Here is a 14,709-nt window from a genome sequence, read left to right as displayed (position 1 = left end):
GCGAAAGAAATCGGTTGAAATGGTGACGTCCGAGTTCAAACTGTTCAAATTCATGCTGGTGGGCATGTCTATAGCGCTGGCGCTGTCCGGTCCGTGCCGCGCATTCGACATCAAAGGTGGCGTCAGCAAGGAATCCGGACCCTTCGATCTCTTCAAGTTCGGCTTCAAGGCCTATAAGAACGGCCAGAAGGAAGAGGCGGTCGAAGCCTATAAATACGCCGCCGAAAAGGGGCACACCGGCTCGCGCTGGGCGCTCGCCAACATGTATGCCGATGGCGACGGTGTCACGCAGGATGATTTCGAAGCCTTCAAGATCTACAGCGAGATCGCCCAGCAGGGCGTCGAACCCGGCTCGGAAGATACCGGCTTCTTCGTCAACGCGCTGCTCTCGCTCGCCAACTATTACAAGCACGGCATCGCCGGCAGTCCGGTCAGGACCGACCTCAGCCAGGCACGCCAGCTTTATTTTCAGGTGGCCTCCACCTTTGGCGTGCCCGAGGCGCAGTTCCAGCTGGCGCAGATGATGCTGGCCGGCGAGGGTGGCAATTCCAGCCCGCAGCAGGCGAAGAAATGGCTGAACCAGGCCCGCAAGAGTGGCCATCCCGGCGCCATGGCGGTCTTCGGCAATATTCTTTTCGACGAAGGCCAGACGGCCCGTGGTCTGGCGCTGATGACCGCGGCACTCGACCGCTGCAAGCCCAAGGACTGCGGCTGGATGGAAGCACTGCAGGAGCAGGCCTTCTCGGTTGCAAACGAGTCCGACCGCCGCACTGCGGTGTCGCTGTCGCACACGATCGCGAGCGGTTCGGACGATTGAGGTAGAAGGCCTCAGGCTGCGAAATCGAAATAGGCGATGACGGGCACGTGGTCGGACGGCTTTTCCCAGGCCCGCACATGTTTTTCGATCGCAGCCGACGTCATCCGGTCGGCAGCTTCCGGCGACAGCAGCAAATGGTCGATGCGGATGCCGTTGTTCTTCGGCCAGGCGCCGGCCTGATAATCCCAGAAGGAATAGAACTGCGTCGCATCCGTCGTGGCGCGCACCGCATCCGTCAGGCCGAGATTTTCAAGCCGGCGGAAAGCCTCCCGCGTCTGCGGCAGAAACAGCGCGTCCTTTTCCCAGACCTTGGGATCGAAGCAGTCGTGCGGTTCCGGGATGACGTTGTAATCGCCGGCAAGGACCAGCATTTCCTCATAGGCCAGCCGTTCGGCGGCGAACGTCCGTAGGCGCTCCATCCAGGCGAGCTTGTAGGGATATTTCTCCGTTTCGACGGGATTGCCGTTCGGCAGGTAGATGCAGCAGACGCGCAGGATGCGCGTGTCGGACAGCGTGAACGCCGCTTCGAGGAAACGCGCCTGTTCGTCCAGCGGATCGCCGGGCAGGCCGCGGTTCACTTCGAAAGGTGAACTTTTGGAAAGGATCGCCACGCCGTTGAAGCCCTTCTGGCCGTGCGTCTCGACGTGATAGCCGAGCGCCTCGATCTCCAGCCGCGGAAAACCCTCGTCGACCGTCTTGATCTCCTGCAGGCAGACGATATCCGGATCGGAATCCTTCAGCCATTGCGTGAGATTGTCGATGCGCGCCTTGACGCCGTTGATGTTCCAAGTCGCGATCTTCATCTCTTCGCCCTGTTCGCTTCGTGCGCTTCTTTTATCGCGGTCTTTCGCCGCCGGACAAGACGATAAACCGGCCGGAAGGAATTCTTCGGCCGGTTTGATGGGGAGTATGTGCGTTTAGACGTTCAGATCGAGAAACTGGTGCCGCAGCCGCAGCTTGCCACCGCGTTCGGGTTCTTGATCTGGAACGATTGGCCAAGCAGATTGTCGACGAAGTCGATCTCCGAGCCCGCCATATAAACCAGCGAAAGACTGTCGATCAGCACCTTGGCATCGTTCTTTTCGACGATGATGTCGTCGTCGGCGGCGCTGTCGGCAAGATCGAACTTGTAGGAAAAGCCCGAACAGCCGCCGCCCTCGACAGAAACGCGCAAGGCGCTCTTGCCGGCTTCGGCGCCGACGATCGCAGCGATACGCTTTGCCGCAGCATCTGAAAGGGTTACACTCGTATCCGTCATGTTTCCTCCTGCCGGGGTCAAGATCCGGAGAGAATGGGTTTTGGCACTTGAATGTTCAAATGCCTGATATCAAAGAAACTTACCATGATATTCGCGAAAAGGCGATGATGCGCCGAAGCGGTTAAGAAAGCGCCTCTTTGCCGTTTCATCGGGCTATAGGTATGAAGAGCGTTAGGCGGCGTCAATGGGCAGATGCAGCAACATGCAGGATGACGGTGAAGAATGACGATCGATACGCGTGCTTTGGGTTTCGGCAGCAGTGAGAGGGCGGTTTATGCGGCCGACCCCTGGACGACGCGCGGGCGGCTCTATCAGGAGGACGGAAGCCCGACGCGCTCCGATTTCCAGCGCGACCGCGACCGCATCGTCCACACCACCGCCTTCCGCCGGCTGAAGCACAAGACCCAGGTCTTCATCGCCCAGGACGGCGATCATTACCGCACACGGCTGACGCACACGATCGAGGTGGCCCAGATCGCCCGCGCGCTTGCCCGTGCCCTGAAGCTCGATGAGGATCTGGCCGAAGGCGTGGCGCTCGTGCACGATTTCGGCCATACGCCGTTCGGTCATACCGGCGAGGACGCGCTGCACGAGGTGCTGCTGCCCTATGGCGGCTTCGATCACAATGCCCAATCGCTGCGCATCGTGACCAAACTGGAGAGGCGTTATGCCGAATTCGACGGCATCAACCTGACCTGGGAAAGCCTCGAAGGTCTCGTCAAGCACAATGGTCCGCTTCTGACGGCTGATGGAGTCGGCACCCGCGGTCCCGTTCCTCAGCCGATCCTCGATTATTGCGAGCTGCACGATCTCGAGCTTGCAACCTATGCCAGCCTTGAAGCCCAGGTCGCGGCGATCGCCGACGACATCGCCTATAATACCCACGATATCGACGACGGCCTGCGCTCCGGTTACCTGACTTTCGACATGCTGGAGGAAATCCCGTTTCTTGCCGGGCTGATGGCCGAGGTGAGGGCGCGATATCCGCATCTGGAGCCGAGCCGCTTCACCCATGAGATCATGCGCCGCCAGATTACCCGCATGGTCGAGGACGTGATCGGCGTGGCACAGCAGCGCCTGTCGCTCCTCCGCCCTGAGAATGCGGCCGACATCCGCGCTGCCGACCGGGTTATTGCCACCTTTTCCGAGGGAATGGCCGAGACCGACAGGCAGATCAAGGCCATGCTCTTCAAGCGCATCTACCGCAATCCCGATATCATGCGCATCCGTGCCGGTGCCGCCCAGATCGTCACCGATCTCTTTGCCGCCTACATGGCCAATCCCAAGGAGATGCAAAGCCATTACTGGGTCGATCATATCGCCGGCCTGTCCGATGCGCCGAAGGCCCGCCATGTCGGCGATTATCTCGCCGGCATGACCGACACATATGCGATCAGCGCCCACAGGCGGTTGTTTGACCACACTCCGGATTTGCGATAGGCAGCGGTCGCCCACGCCGAGGGCCGATTTGAGCCTTTGGCACAGCCTATGCATGGAAGAGTGCGATGAACCTTTTTACCGACTTCGAAGCCAGGATCAAAACCGCCCTTGAACAGATCGATCTGGTCAGGGAAAAGCGATCCGAGCTCGATTTCGGCCGCATCACGGTCGAGCCGCCGCGTGACGCGAGCCATGGCGATGTCGCGACCAATGCCGCAATGGTGCTGGCAAAACCGCTCGGAACCAATCCGCGCGCACTGGCCGACGTCATCATCGCCAAGCTCAAGGAGGATGCCGACGTCGCCGATGTCTCGGTCGCGGGTCCCGGCTTCATCAACATCCGTCTCGCCGTCGGTTACTGGCAGCGGTTGCTCGCCTCGATGATCGGCGCCGGCACCGATTACGGCCGCTCGACGCTCGGCGAGGGGAAGAAGGTCAATGTCGAATATGTCTCGGCCAATCCTACCGGCCCTATGCATGTCGGCCATTGCCGGGGCGCCGTCGTGGGCGACGCGCTCGCCAACCTGCTCGCTTTTGCCGGTTACGGCGTCGAGAAGGAATACTACATCAACGATGCCGGCTCGCAGATTGACGTGCTCGCCCGTTCCGTCTTCCTGCGCTATCGCGAAGCGCTCGGCGAAAAGATCGGCGAAATCCCCTCGGGTCTCTATCCCGGCGACTATCTCGTGCCCGTCGGCCAGTCGCTTGCCGCCGATTACGGTGTGCGGCTGCACAACATGCCGGAAGACCAATGGATGCCGATCGTCAAGGATCGCACCATCGATGCGATGATGGTGATGATCCGTGAGGATCTGGCGGCTCTGAACGTCCATCACGACGTCTTCTTCTCCGAACGCACCCTGCATGCCAATGTTGCAGCTGCGATCCGCACGGCGATCAACGACCTGACCTTCAAGGGCTATGTCTACAAGGGCACGCTGCCGCCGCCGAAGGGCCAGCTTCCTGAGGACTGGGAAGATCGCGAACAGACATTGTTCCGTTCGACCGAGGTGGGCGACGATATCGACCGGCCGCTGATCAAGTCGGACGGTTCCTACACCTATTTCGCCGCCGACGTCGCTTACTTCAAGAACAAGTTCGACCGTGGTTTCGACGAGATGATCTATGTGCTTGGCGCCGACCACGGCGGCTACGTCAAGCGCCTGGAAGCGGTTGCACGCGGCGTTTCGGATGGTAAGGCGAAGCTGACGGTGCTGCTCTGCCAGCTCGTCAAGCTCTATCGCAACGGCGAGCCGGTGAAGATGTCGAAACGCTCGGGCGATTTCGTCACGCTTCGGGACGTCGTCGAAGAAGTCGGCCGTGATTCGGTCCGGTTTATGATGCTTTACCGCAAGAATTCCGAGCCGCTCGACTTCGATTTCGCCAAAGTGACGGAACAGTCGAAAGATAATCCTGTTTTTTATGTGCAGTATGCGCATGCTCGCTGCATGTCGGTCTTTCGGCAGGCGAGGGAGGCTTTTCCCGACCTCGACGTCTCCCACGAGAAACTGGCAAAAACCGTTGCAGGCATTGGCGATCCGGCCGAATTGCAGCTTGTCGCCAAGCTTGCTGAATTCCCGCGTATCGTCGAGGCGGCGGCCCAGTCGCAGGAGCCGCATCGTATCGCTTTTTACCTCTACGACCTCGCTAGTTCCTTCCACGCGCACTGGAACAAAGGTAAAGATCAGCCGGAATTACGATTTGTTAATGATAAAAACCGAGAATCAAGTATTGCCAGACTTGGGCTGGTGTACGCCGTCGCGTCGGTTTTGAAGTCGGGACTTGCCATTACAGGCACTGCCGCACCGGACGAAATGCGATAACGTCACCATTTCCCCACAATGCGCTGGCATTTGAGCGTTGGCGTTTGCGAGTGGGAATAGGCATGGCTGATAAACAACTTGCGTATGATACGCGCGGAAAAAACGATCTGTTTGCCGACGATGATCCGTTGGCTGAACTTGCCCGGATCGTCGGCTTCGAGCCACGTGTTGCAGCGAATACGGTGACGGAGAGCACACGGCGCGAGCCTGCCCTCGATCTCGAGGACGAGCTTGGGCGCGAGTTCGACCGCTACGATTCGCCACGTCCGCTTGCAGAGCTCGACCGGCCCGCCGAACCGATCTCTGATGACCTCACGCCTGAAGATTACGTCGAGCCCGTTCTCGATGCTTCTTCCGCTGCCGAACATGCGGAGGCTCCTGAGCCGGTTTCGGTTTCCGTCGCTGCCGTTGAGGCCGAAGAAGCTTTGCCCGCCGCAGGGAATGAGGAGGCATCCGCCGCCGACTGGGCGGAGCAGCTTTCTCCCGAGCCCGACGCGTCGGTGCAATCGGCCTTCGGCGGTGCGCGCGACCTGATCGAGGAGCTTGAACTGTCGATCGGCGCAGCACCGGTCTCTTCGCTGGTGCAGCCCACCAAGGCGCCGCAATGGTCGGCTGCCAGCATCAGGCTGCCGCTTGCCAATTTCCATGCCCCGAGGCGCGAGGAACCGGTTGTTTTGCCGGAGCCTGTGGCCGAAACGGTCGCCGCACCGGTTGCTGAGGCGCCATCCGCCGATCTTCCTGTGGTCGAGCCTCAACCTGTCGTCGAGCCGTCGGCGCTTGTCGCCGCTGTCGAGCCTTCCGAGGAATTCGAATCCGCTTCTCCGTCACTTGGCTTTCCCGCCGAACTCGATCGCCATGATGAGGTGATAGCGCCGGAAGAGGCCGCCAAGGCCGAAGAATTTGTCGAAGTAGAGGAAGAGCTGGACGATTTCGGGTCCGACGCCGGTTTTGATCTCATCGCTGCCGCCGTCGAAGGCGAGATCCAGGCCGATGCCGCGCTGACCGAGGTCGTGCCGGATGTTCCGCATACCGCTGGCACATTCGATCTCGACGATCTGCTCGCGGACGTCTCGCGTTATCCGGTGCCGCAACGTGCCACTCCGGGGCCTGTGTCGCAGCAACCCGCATCGATCGAGGCAGCGCCCGTTCCGACCGCTCCCGTGGCTGCCGCACCTGTTCAGTTCGAGGTGATCGCGCCCGCACCGCTCGCCGTAGCACCCGTCCGGTCTGCCCCGGTCGAGCCGGCTCCGGTCTATGCGGCCGAAGCCGCAAGACCGATCGCGCCGCAGCTCGCTGATGTCGTTACGCCTCAGCCTGCCGCAGCGGCATATTCGCCGACGCCGCGGCCGGCACCGGAAGCCGACGACCCCTTTGCCGGCCATGATTTCGAGCTGGATCTTGCCGGCATCGAGCTGGAACTGACTGATCTCGATTTCTCCGAGCCGTCCGAGCCCGCACCGCAGCCTGAGCCACCAGCCCCTGCTCCCCAGCAGGCCGCTGCCGTCGCTCCTCGCCCCGCTCCGGTTTTTGCTCCTGAGCCGCCGGCTCCTGCTTTTGAGCAGGCTGCTGCCGCTCCTGCACGTTCCGCTCCGGCCTTCGTTCCCGAGCCGCAGGCTCAAGCTCAAGCTCCGGCTCCGGCTTTCAACTGGATGCCTGTCTCCGAATCGACCGAAGATCTGCCATTCGATCCGGCGATGATCTCCGATCCGGAGGATCGTCCCGAGGCCGTCGACGACATGCACGTGCCGGCGCTGCCGCCGGTCGAGCAGCCCGCGCCGGTCGCGAAATCTGCGGATTTCGATTTCGATCTCGACGCCGAGATTGCCAGCTTCTTTGAACCGGCCAAACCGCGGCAAACGCCGACGCCGGTCCGGGATACGGCCGCCGCCGCTGCAAAGCCGGTCAAGCCCACCATCGCCGATGGCCTCGATGATTTCGAACGGGCGCTGGAGGAAGATTTCCGCCGCAGCGTGCGCGAGCCTGTCGAGCGCCGCGAGACCTCCGAGGTCCGCATTGAATCGGCAAGCCAGGCCGCTGATTTCAGCCGCGCTCGGTCGATGCGCCAACTGCTTGCCGGGGCCGTCGTGCTCGTGGTCTTTGCAGGCGTCGGTTATGGCGTCTATTCCTCCGTCTGGAACGGCGAAGGGCTCGGCATTGTAGCAATCGGCGAGCCGCGCGTGATCACCGCCGACAAGGAGCCTGTCAAGGTCGTTCCGGAAAATCCTGGCGGCAAGACCGTGCCGAACCAGGATAAGGCGGTCTACGACCGCGTTGCGGGTTCTGCCGAAGAGCCGAAGCAGAAGGCGCTCGTTTCTTCCGATGAGGCGCCCGTCGATGTCGTCCAGCGCACGCTGACACCGGAAGCGCTGCCCGAGGACGACGAGAACGCCAGCGTCGACGATCAGGTCACGCCGACTGCGGTCGGTGAGACGGAGGATCCGCGTCTGCTGCCAACCCAGGACAACGTCGACAACGCTTCGGCAACCAACACTGACAAGACGCCATCCGTTTCGCCGCGCAAGGTCCGCACGATGATCGTCAAGCCTGACGGTACGTTGGTCGCCCGCGAGGAACCGCCACCCGTCGACGAGCCGACACAGTCTGCCCAGGCGACGCAGTCTGCTCAGGCGACGCCGTCTGCCCAGCCGATGACGCCGGCTCAGCCGGCATTGACGGCTCCGTCGACCCCGTCCGCGCAATCGACCCCGGCTGTACCTCCCGTCGGTGGAACGGCCGCAAGCTTCCCGGCAAGCGCCGAGGTTGCTTCCGCCGATGCGCGTTCTGCAGCCCCCGTCGAAACCGCGCCGGTACAGCCGCCGCTCGCCGGCAGTGCCGACGCGCAGGCCGCAAACCCGGCTCCGGTCGCTTCGCCGGTGCGCCCTGTCAAGACTTCGGGGATTGCCGATACCGCTCCCATTCCGACAGCGCGTCCGGCCGACCAGCCCGTCAACGTCGTCGGCACAGTGACCGAGAAGGGCAATGTCCGCCCGCCCGCCCAGCAACCGAAGACGACGGAGGTCGCGGCCGCAGCACCAGTCGCCGCAAAGCCGCAGCAGGCCGCATCCGCCGGCGGCTACGGCATCCAGATCGCCTCCCTGCCTTCGGAAGACGAGGCGACCAAATCCTATGCCAACCTGTCGAAGAAATTCGCCAGCGTGCTTGGCGGCCGCAGTCATGAGATCCGCAGGGCCGATATCGCCGGCAAGGGTACTTTCTACCGTGTCCGCATTCCGGCCGGTTCCAAGGATGAGGCCGCAGCACTCTGCGAACAGTATCGCGCGGCGGGTGGAAGCTGCCTGATCTCCAGGTAGGATCGCGTCTGAATATAAGAGCGGCGGGCCGGATCGGCCCGCCGCTCTTTTTTGTGCATCGAGCCCGACCTTGCTCGCATTTGGCCGGGCGCCGTCTATGATTCTTGCATGACCGAATCAAAAGCGATGATCCTTGGCTGTAGCGGCCTTGCCCTCACATCCGAAGAGAAAGCCTTTTACCGGAGCGAACGACCCTGGGGCTTCATCCTCTTCGGGCGCAACATCTCCGAAGCACGGCAGATCGCCGATCTCGTCGCCGAATTGCGCGACAGCGTCGGCTGGCATGCGCCGGTGCTGATCGACCAGGAGGGCGGCCGTGTCCAGCGCATCCGTCCACCCGTTCTGGCGCGTTATCCTTCCGGTCAGGCGCTCGGCGATCTCTATCGCCGCGATCCCGCACTCGGCCTGCGCGCCGCCTGGCTGATGTCGCGGCTGCACGCCTTCGACCTTTCGAGCCTCGGCATCGATGTCGATTGCCTGCCGGTGCTCGATGTGCCGGTCGCGGGCAGCAGCAACGTCATCGGCGACCGCGCCTATGGCGGCGATCCGCAGACCGTCATCGCGATGGGCCGGGCGGCTGCCGAGGGGCTGAGGGCCGGCGGCCTGTTGCCTGTCATGAAGCATATGCCAGGCCATGGTCGCGGCTTTGCGGATTCACATCTGGAACTGCCCGTCGTCGCCGTTTCGCGCGATGAGCTGGAGCTCCATGATTTCCCGCCCTTTGTCGCGATGAAGGACGAGTTGATGGCCATGACCTGCCACGTCGTTTTCGCCGCGATCGACCCGGACAATCCGGCGACGACCTCGCGCAAGGTGATCGACGACATCATCCGCGAGCACATCGGCTTTAACGGTCTGCTGCTCTCCGACGACAGCTCGATGAACGCTCTTTCCGGCACGATCGGTGAACGTGCAGCGAATATCATTGCAGGCGGATGCGATATCGTGCTGCATTGCAATGGCAATATGGACGAGATGCGGGAGGTTGTGGCAAATGTTCCGCCGCTCGCCGGCATATCGCTTGCCCGCGCAAAAGCGGTGGAAGCGGGCTTCGCGGCGCCGGATACCGCCGATGAAGCGGAATTGAGGGCGGAATTCGAGGCGATGTTTGCGACGGTCTGATCGTAAGGGAGCAGTTAGGTGAACACGGTCAAGGGCACGGAACGTCCGCAGGCGGCAACGCCGATGGACAAGCTGTGGCAGGATAACGGTGCCGAGCGCGCCAGCCACGAGCCGGCGCTGGTGATCGACGTCGCCGGCTTCGAAGGCCCGCTCGACCTGTTGCTCTATCTCGCCCGCAACCAGAAGGTCGATCTGTCGCGCATTTCGGTGCTGGCGCTCGCCGAGCAATATCTGTTGTTCATCGAAAGCGCCCGGCGTATCCGCATTGAGCTTGCCGCGGATTACCTCGTCATGGCGGCCTGGCTTGCCTATCTCAAATCGAAGCTGCTCATTCCCCAGCAGGTCAAGGATGACGGCCCTTCCGGCGAGGAACTGGCGGCAACGCTCGCCTTCCGCCTGAAACGCCTCGAAGCCATGCGCCAGGCGGCAGACGGCCTCGTCAACCGCAATCGCCTCGGCCGCGATATCTTTGTGCGCGGCGCGCCCGAGCATATTCCCGACCGGCAGCAATCCGCTTATGCGGCGAGCCTTTATGATCTCCTGACCGCCTATGCGGCGCTGCGCCAGCGCCATGCCGTCACCCAGGTGACGATCGAGCGGCGCACCGTCTGGTCGCTGACCGATGCCCGCGAACTGCTGACCAAGATGATCGGTGAGGTCGCCGACTGGACGGCGATGGAACATTATCTGCTGCGGTATCTCGCAGCGCCCGAAGAGCGCGTCACGGCAATCGCCAGCGCCTTTGCCGCCTCGCTGGAGCTGGTGCGCGAGGGCAAGCTCGAAATCCGCCAGGACGGCGCCTTTCAGCCGATATACATGCGCCGCGGTCCGAAACATGCCACGCTGCAGGTGGTCGAACAGGAGCGGCCGGCTTGATCGATCTGAAGGGCGAAGAGGATTTCGAAGGCGATTTCGAAGACAGGGGCCGCGACCTGCAGGCCGAGATCGAGGCCGAGCGCATTGCCGAGGCGCTGGTCTTCGCCTCCTCGCAACCGGTCTCCGAAGGCTTCCTCGCCGAGCGCCTGCCTGAGAAGACCGACGTGCACGCGATCATGCTGCGCCTGAAGGAGCAATATGCGCCGCGCGGCGTCAATCTCGTGCAGGTCGAAGGCGCCTGGGCCTTCCGCACCGCCGCCGACCTGTCCTTCGTCATCCGCCGTGATGACAATGAGGTGAAGAAGCTTTCGCGCGCCGCACTGGAAGTGCTCGCGATCATCGCCTATCACCAGCCGGTGACGCGTGCCGAAATCGAGGATATCCGCGGCGTCCAGACCTCGCGCGGCACGCTTGACGTGCTGATGGAAGCTGGCTGGGTGCGGTTCCGTGGCCGCCGGCGCACACCGGGCAGGCCGGTGACATTGGGCACGACGCGCGATTTCCTCGACCATTTCGGGCTCGAAGAGCTGCGTGACCTGCCCGGTCTCGAAGAGTTGAAGGGAGCGGGCTTGCTGTCGGGCCGCATTCCGGCGAACTTCAACATTCCCTCGCCGTTGATGAACGACGAACTGACCGAGGACGAAGACCCGATCACCCAGATGGACCTCGAGGAATTGGGGTTGCTGGCACCGCGCGGCACCCCTGAAGATTGAGGGGCCTGCGTCTTGCTTTCGCCATGCATGGCGAAAACAATGGCGGCCACCACTTTTCGATGGGTCAACGGCTTGTCACAAAGGGCGATACCGTGACATTAAGCTCAATCCAAAGGGCTTGATGTTGGAAACGGTGTCGGAAATCCTTACATCGTGAGAACATAGAAACAGGGAGTTAGCGTAATGGGTGGTTTTAGCATGTGGCACTGGTTGATCGTTCTGGTCATCGTGCTGTTGTTGTTCGGTCGCGGTAAGATCCCGGAACTGATGGGCGACGTTGCCAAGGGCATCAAGAGCTTCAAGAAGGGCATGACGGACGAAGACGCGCCGGACACGGCAAAGACCGTCGATCACAAGGCCGACGAAACGAAGTAACCAAGTCCGGGAAAAAGCGCAGCCCCCGCGCTTCCCGTCCAGGAGCCTTGCATGTTCGATATTGGCTGGACCGAGCTTTTGGTCATCGCGGTCGTACTGATCGTGGTCGTCGGTCCCAAGGATTTGCCGCCGATGCTGCGCGCTTTCGGCAAGATGACGCAGCGCGCCCGCAAGGTGGCGGGTGATTTCCGTGCGCAGTTCGATGAAGCGTTGCGCGAAGCCGAGCTTGACGATGTCCGCCAGACGATCAGCGACGCCCAGAAGCTCAACCCGGTCAACAGTCTGCGCGAGGCGATGAATCCGCTTCGGCAGATGGGCAACGAGATCAAGGCCGACCTGCAGAAGGCGACCACGGTCACGGAAAACAAGACCGAGGTGCCGCCCGATGCCGTCGCAGCCCCGACGCCTTCGATGAGCTTGCCAGAAACGCCGCCATTGGTAGCGACACCTGCGCCGTCGGAACCCGTCGCCGCAGCGATTGTGCAAGCTGATACGGTTGTCGCGAAGCCGAAGGCCGTGCGCAAGCCGCGCGTCAAGCCTGCCGACCAGGTCGATGCTGCGGCCGCCGTTGCCGTGCCTGTGGAAAAGCCGAAACGCATGACGGCAGTCAGGAAGCCTCCAACGCCGAAGAAGCCTGCGCAGACAAAGAAGGACGAGGCATGAGCGGTGATATCGAAGACAAGCCGCAGCCGTTGATCGAGCACCTGATGGAGCTGCGCACGCGGCTGATGTGGTCGATCGGCGCATTTTTCGTCGCCTTCATCGCATGCTTCTTTTTCGCCAAGGATCTCTTCAATTATCTGGTCATCCCATACAAGACAGCGGTCCAGTGGGCTAATCTCGACGTCGAGAAGGCCCAGCTCATCTACACCGCGCCGCAGGAATTCTTCTTCACCCAGGTCAAGGTGGCGATGTTCGGCGGCCTTGTGGTCGCTTTCCCGATCATCGCTGCCCAGGTCTACAAGTTCGTGGCGCCCGGCCTCTACAAGAACGAGCGTCAGGCTTTCCTGCCGTTCCTAGTCGCCTCTCCGGTTCTGTTCCTGATGGGCGGTGCGCTCGTCTATTTCTTCTTCACGCCGATGGTCATGTGGTTCTTCCTGTCGATGCAGCAGGCGCCGGGTCATGACGAGATAGCGATCTCGCTGATGCCGAAGGTCTCGGAATATCTGAGCCTGATCATGACGCTGGTCTTCTCCTTCGGCCTCGTCTTCCAGCTGCCGGTCATCACCACGCTGCTCGCCCGTGTCGGTCTTCTGACGTCGCAATGGCTCGCCGAAAAGCGCAAGTTTGCCATCGTCCTCGCCTTTGTCGTCGCCGCCGTGCTGACGCCGCCGGACCCGATGTCCCAGATCGGCCTTGCGATACCGACGATCCTTCTCTACGAGATTTCCATCTATGCGGCGCGACTCGTGGAGCGCCAGCGTGCCCGGCGGGCGGTCGAAAAGGAAACCGGATCCGCAGACGTTGCCAAGACGGACAGCGTCTGAGCGGCGATCCCGGAAATCCCTTCATGAACGCCGTCGACTGCGTATTCCTTAAATCGGAATCGGTTTAAGGAATTAAGCAGCAATTCAAAGTGTTGCGGTGTCCTTTGCGCGTCTGAAAAGACAGGGCGGCGCTGTAACATCCGGTCGAGGCCATATCAGGCTTTGGCCGGGCCACCTCTGTTGCAACGACCTGGAACGACGATGCTCGATATCAAATGGATCCGTGAGAATCCCGAAGCGCTCGATGCCGCCCTAGCCAAGCGCGGCGCGGAACCTCTTGCCCAAAGCCTCGTCGCTCTCGATGAAAAGCGGCGTTCCGCCGTGCAGAAGGCGCAGGACTTGCTGTCCCGCCGCAACCTCGCCTCCAAGGAAATTGGTGCGGCGATGGCCCAAAAGAATAGCGAGCTTGCCGATAAGCTGAAGGCGGAGGTCGCCGAATTCAAAACTCTGCTGCCAGCGATCGAGGAGGAGGATCGGCAACTAACGGCCGAACTCAATGACGCGCTCTCGCGCATCCCGAACATACCTTTCGACGATGTCCCGGTCGGCAAGGACGAGCATGACAATGTCGTCACCCGCACCGTCGGCGAAAAGCCGCGTTGGAACCACACGCCAAAGGAACACTTCGAAATCGGCGAGGCGCTCGGCTATATGGATTTCGAGCGCGCCGCCAAGCTCTCCGGCTCGCGCTTCACGGTTCTGACCGGACCGCTCGCCAAGCTCGAGCGTGCGCTCGGCCAGTTCATGATCGATCTCCACACCAGCGAGCACGGCTATACCGAGGTCAGTTCGCCACTGATGGTGCGCGCTGAAGCGGTGTTCGGCACCGGCAGCCTGCCGAAGTTCGAAGAGGATCTCTTCAAGACCACGGATGGCCGCTATCTGATCCCGACGGCCGAAGTGACGCTCACCAATCTGGTGCGCGAGGAAATCCTCGATCAGGAAAATCTGCCGCTGCGCTTCACCGCGCTGACGCCGTCCTTCCGTTCGGAAGCAGGCTCCGCGGGCCGCGATACGCGTGGCATGCTGCGCCAGCATCAGTTCTGGAAATGCGAGCTCGTCTCGATCACCGATGCCGAGAGCGCCGTTGCCGAGCATGAGCGCATGACCGCTTGCGCCGAGGAAGTGCTGAAGCGCCTCGGCCTGCATTTCCGCACCATTACGCTTTGCACCGGCGACATGGGCTTCGGCGCGCGCAAGACCTACGATCTCGAAGTCTGGTTGCCGGGGCAGAATGCCTTCCGTGAAATCTCTTCCTGCTCGGTCTGCGGCGATTTTCAGGGTCGGCGGATGAATGCGCGCTACCGCGGCAAGGACGATAAGAGCAACAGGTTCGTCCATACGCTGAACGGTTCCGGCACCGCCGTCGGACGCTGCCTGATTGCCGTCCTTGAAAATTATCTGAACGAGGATGGTTCCGTCACGATTCCGGACGTTTTGCTGCCTTATATGGGCGGATTGACCAAGATCGAACGGGCGGCCTGAGG

At 61.8% G+C, this 14,709-nt stretch carries 13 protein-coding genes; 11 read left to right on the top strand and 2 right to left on the bottom strand.

Annotated features, from left to right (window positions below; all coding sequences use genetic code 11):
- Positions 1–19 precede the first annotated feature (19 nt).
- Complete coding sequence (gene exoR / locus BS630_RS35445) at positions 20–817, top strand: exopolysaccharide production regulator ExoR (RefSeq protein WP_026158651.1); 798 nt, start codon at positions 20–22, stop codon at positions 815–817.
- Positions 818–828: 11 nt separating this feature from the next.
- Here the strand turns inward: exoR and xth are convergent, their stop codons facing one another.
- Complete coding sequence (gene xth, locus BS630_RS35440; protein ID WP_077981174.1) at positions 829–1,620, bottom strand: exodeoxyribonuclease III; 792 nt, start codon at positions 1,618–1,620, stop codon at positions 829–831.
- Between the two features lie 122 nt (positions 1,621–1,742).
- The gene (gene erpA / locus BS630_RS35435; protein ID WP_017960192.1) at positions 1,743–2,075 is read right to left on the bottom strand and encodes an iron-sulfur cluster insertion protein ErpA; all 333 of its coding nucleotides are present in this window, start codon (positions 2,073–2,075) and stop codon (positions 1,743–1,745) included.
- A gap of 222 nt (positions 2,076–2,297) precedes the next feature.
- Here erpA and BS630_RS35430 point away from each other — a divergent pair, with 222 nt between their 5' ends.
- From BS630_RS35430 to serS, 10 genes are all read left to right on the top strand, one after another.
- The gene (locus tag BS630_RS35430; RefSeq protein WP_065279719.1) at positions 2,298–3,515 is read left to right on the top strand and encodes a deoxyguanosinetriphosphate triphosphohydrolase; all 1,218 of its coding nucleotides are present in this window, start codon (positions 2,298–2,300) and stop codon (positions 3,513–3,515) included.
- Between the two features lie 65 nt (positions 3,516–3,580).
- The gene (gene argS / locus BS630_RS35425; protein WP_065279720.1) at positions 3,581–5,338 is read left to right on the top strand and encodes an arginine--tRNA ligase; all 1,758 of its coding nucleotides are present in this window, start codon (positions 3,581–3,583) and stop codon (positions 5,336–5,338) included.
- A 62-nt stretch (positions 5,339–5,400) separates the two neighbouring features.
- On the top strand, positions 5,401–8,649 hold the full coding sequence (locus BS630_RS35420; RefSeq protein ID WP_245310620.1) for an SPOR domain-containing protein: 3,249 nt from the start codon (positions 5,401–5,403) through the stop codon (positions 8,647–8,649).
- A 108-nt stretch (positions 8,650–8,757) separates the two neighbouring features.
- The gene (gene nagZ, locus BS630_RS35415; RefSeq protein WP_077981172.1) at positions 8,758–9,771 is read left to right on the top strand and encodes a beta-N-acetylhexosaminidase; all 1,014 of its coding nucleotides are present in this window, start codon (positions 8,758–8,760) and stop codon (positions 9,769–9,771) included.
- A gap of 18 nt (positions 9,772–9,789) precedes the next feature.
- Positions 9,790–10,647 (top strand): segregation and condensation protein A, encoded by an 858-nt coding sequence (locus BS630_RS35410; RefSeq protein ID WP_077981171.1) that lies wholly within the window; start codon positions 9,790–9,792, stop codon positions 10,645–10,647.
- Positions 10,644–11,360 (top strand): SMC-Scp complex subunit ScpB, encoded by a 717-nt coding sequence (scpB, locus tag BS630_RS35405; RefSeq protein WP_065279724.1) that lies wholly within the window; start codon positions 10,644–10,646, stop codon positions 11,358–11,360. The genes BS630_RS35410 and scpB overlap by 4 nt, the downstream gene beginning before the upstream one ends.
- A gap of 183 nt (positions 11,361–11,543) precedes the next feature.
- A complete protein-coding gene (locus BS630_RS35400; protein ID WP_017960199.1) occupies positions 11,544–11,735 on the top strand; it encodes a twin-arginine translocase TatA/TatE family subunit in 192 nt (63 codons plus the stop codon).
- Positions 11,736–11,786: 51 nt separating this feature from the next.
- Positions 11,787–12,398 carry a Sec-independent protein translocase protein TatB gene (gene tatB, locus BS630_RS35395; protein WP_077981170.1) on the top strand — a complete coding sequence of 204 codons (612 nt, stop codon included), beginning with the start codon at positions 11,787–11,789 and terminating at the stop codon, positions 12,396–12,398.
- On the top strand, positions 12,395–13,222 hold the full coding sequence (gene tatC / locus BS630_RS35390) for a twin-arginine translocase subunit TatC (protein WP_077981169.1): 828 nt from the start codon (positions 12,395–12,397) through the stop codon (positions 13,220–13,222). The genes tatB and tatC overlap by 4 nt, the downstream gene beginning before the upstream one ends.
- Before the next feature lie 201 nt (positions 13,223–13,423).
- On the top strand, positions 13,424–14,707 hold the full coding sequence (serS, locus tag BS630_RS35385; protein ID WP_077981168.1) for a serine--tRNA ligase: 1,284 nt from the start codon (positions 13,424–13,426) through the stop codon (positions 14,705–14,707).
- The last annotated feature ends 2 nt before the right edge of the window (positions 14,708–14,709 follow it).

The sequence above is a fragment of the Rhizobium laguerreae genome (assembly GCF_002008165.1).
In the GTDB taxonomy this organism is placed as follows: Bacteria; Pseudomonadota; Alphaproteobacteria; order Rhizobiales; family Rhizobiaceae; genus Rhizobium; species Rhizobium laguerreae.
Note: the sequence above shows the minus strand (reverse complement) of the source record. Positions and strands in the feature narration are given on the sequence as shown.

Excerpts from the sequence above, each read along its gene's own strand:
- BS630_RS35400 (WP_017960199.1), top strand. The coding sequence starts at position 11,544 with ATGGGTGGTTTTAGCATGTGGCACTGGTTGATCGTTCTGGTCATCGTG.
- nagZ (WP_077981172.1), top strand. The coding sequence starts at position 8,758 with ATGACCGAATCAAAAGCGATGATCCTTGGCTGTAGCGGCCTTGCCCTC.
- argS (WP_065279720.1), top strand. The coding sequence starts at position 3,581 with ATGAACCTTTTTACCGACTTCGAAGCCAGGATCAAAACCGCCCTTGAA.
- BS630_RS35420 (WP_245310620.1), top strand. The coding sequence starts at position 5,401 with ATGGCTGATAAACAACTTGCGTATGATACGCGCGGAAAAAACGATCTG.
- tatB (WP_077981170.1), top strand. The coding sequence starts at position 11,787 with ATGTTCGATATTGGCTGGACCGAGCTTTTGGTCATCGCGGTCGTACTG.
- serS (WP_077981168.1), top strand. The coding sequence starts at position 13,424 with ATGCTCGATATCAAATGGATCCGTGAGAATCCCGAAGCGCTCGATGCC.
- exoR (WP_026158651.1), top strand. The coding sequence starts at position 20 with ATGGTGACGTCCGAGTTCAAACTGTTCAAATTCATGCTGGTGGGCATG.
- tatC (WP_077981169.1), top strand. The coding sequence starts at position 12,395 with ATGAGCGGTGATATCGAAGACAAGCCGCAGCCGTTGATCGAGCACCTG.
- xth (WP_077981174.1), bottom strand. The coding sequence starts at position 1,620 with ATGAAGATCGCGACTTGGAACATCAACGGCGTCAAGGCGCGCATCGAC.
- BS630_RS35430 (WP_065279719.1), top strand. The coding sequence starts at position 2,298 with ATGACGATCGATACGCGTGCTTTGGGTTTCGGCAGCAGTGAGAGGGCG.
- erpA (WP_017960192.1), bottom strand. The coding sequence starts at position 2,075 with ATGACGGATACGAGTGTAACCCTTTCAGATGCTGCGGCAAAGCGTATC.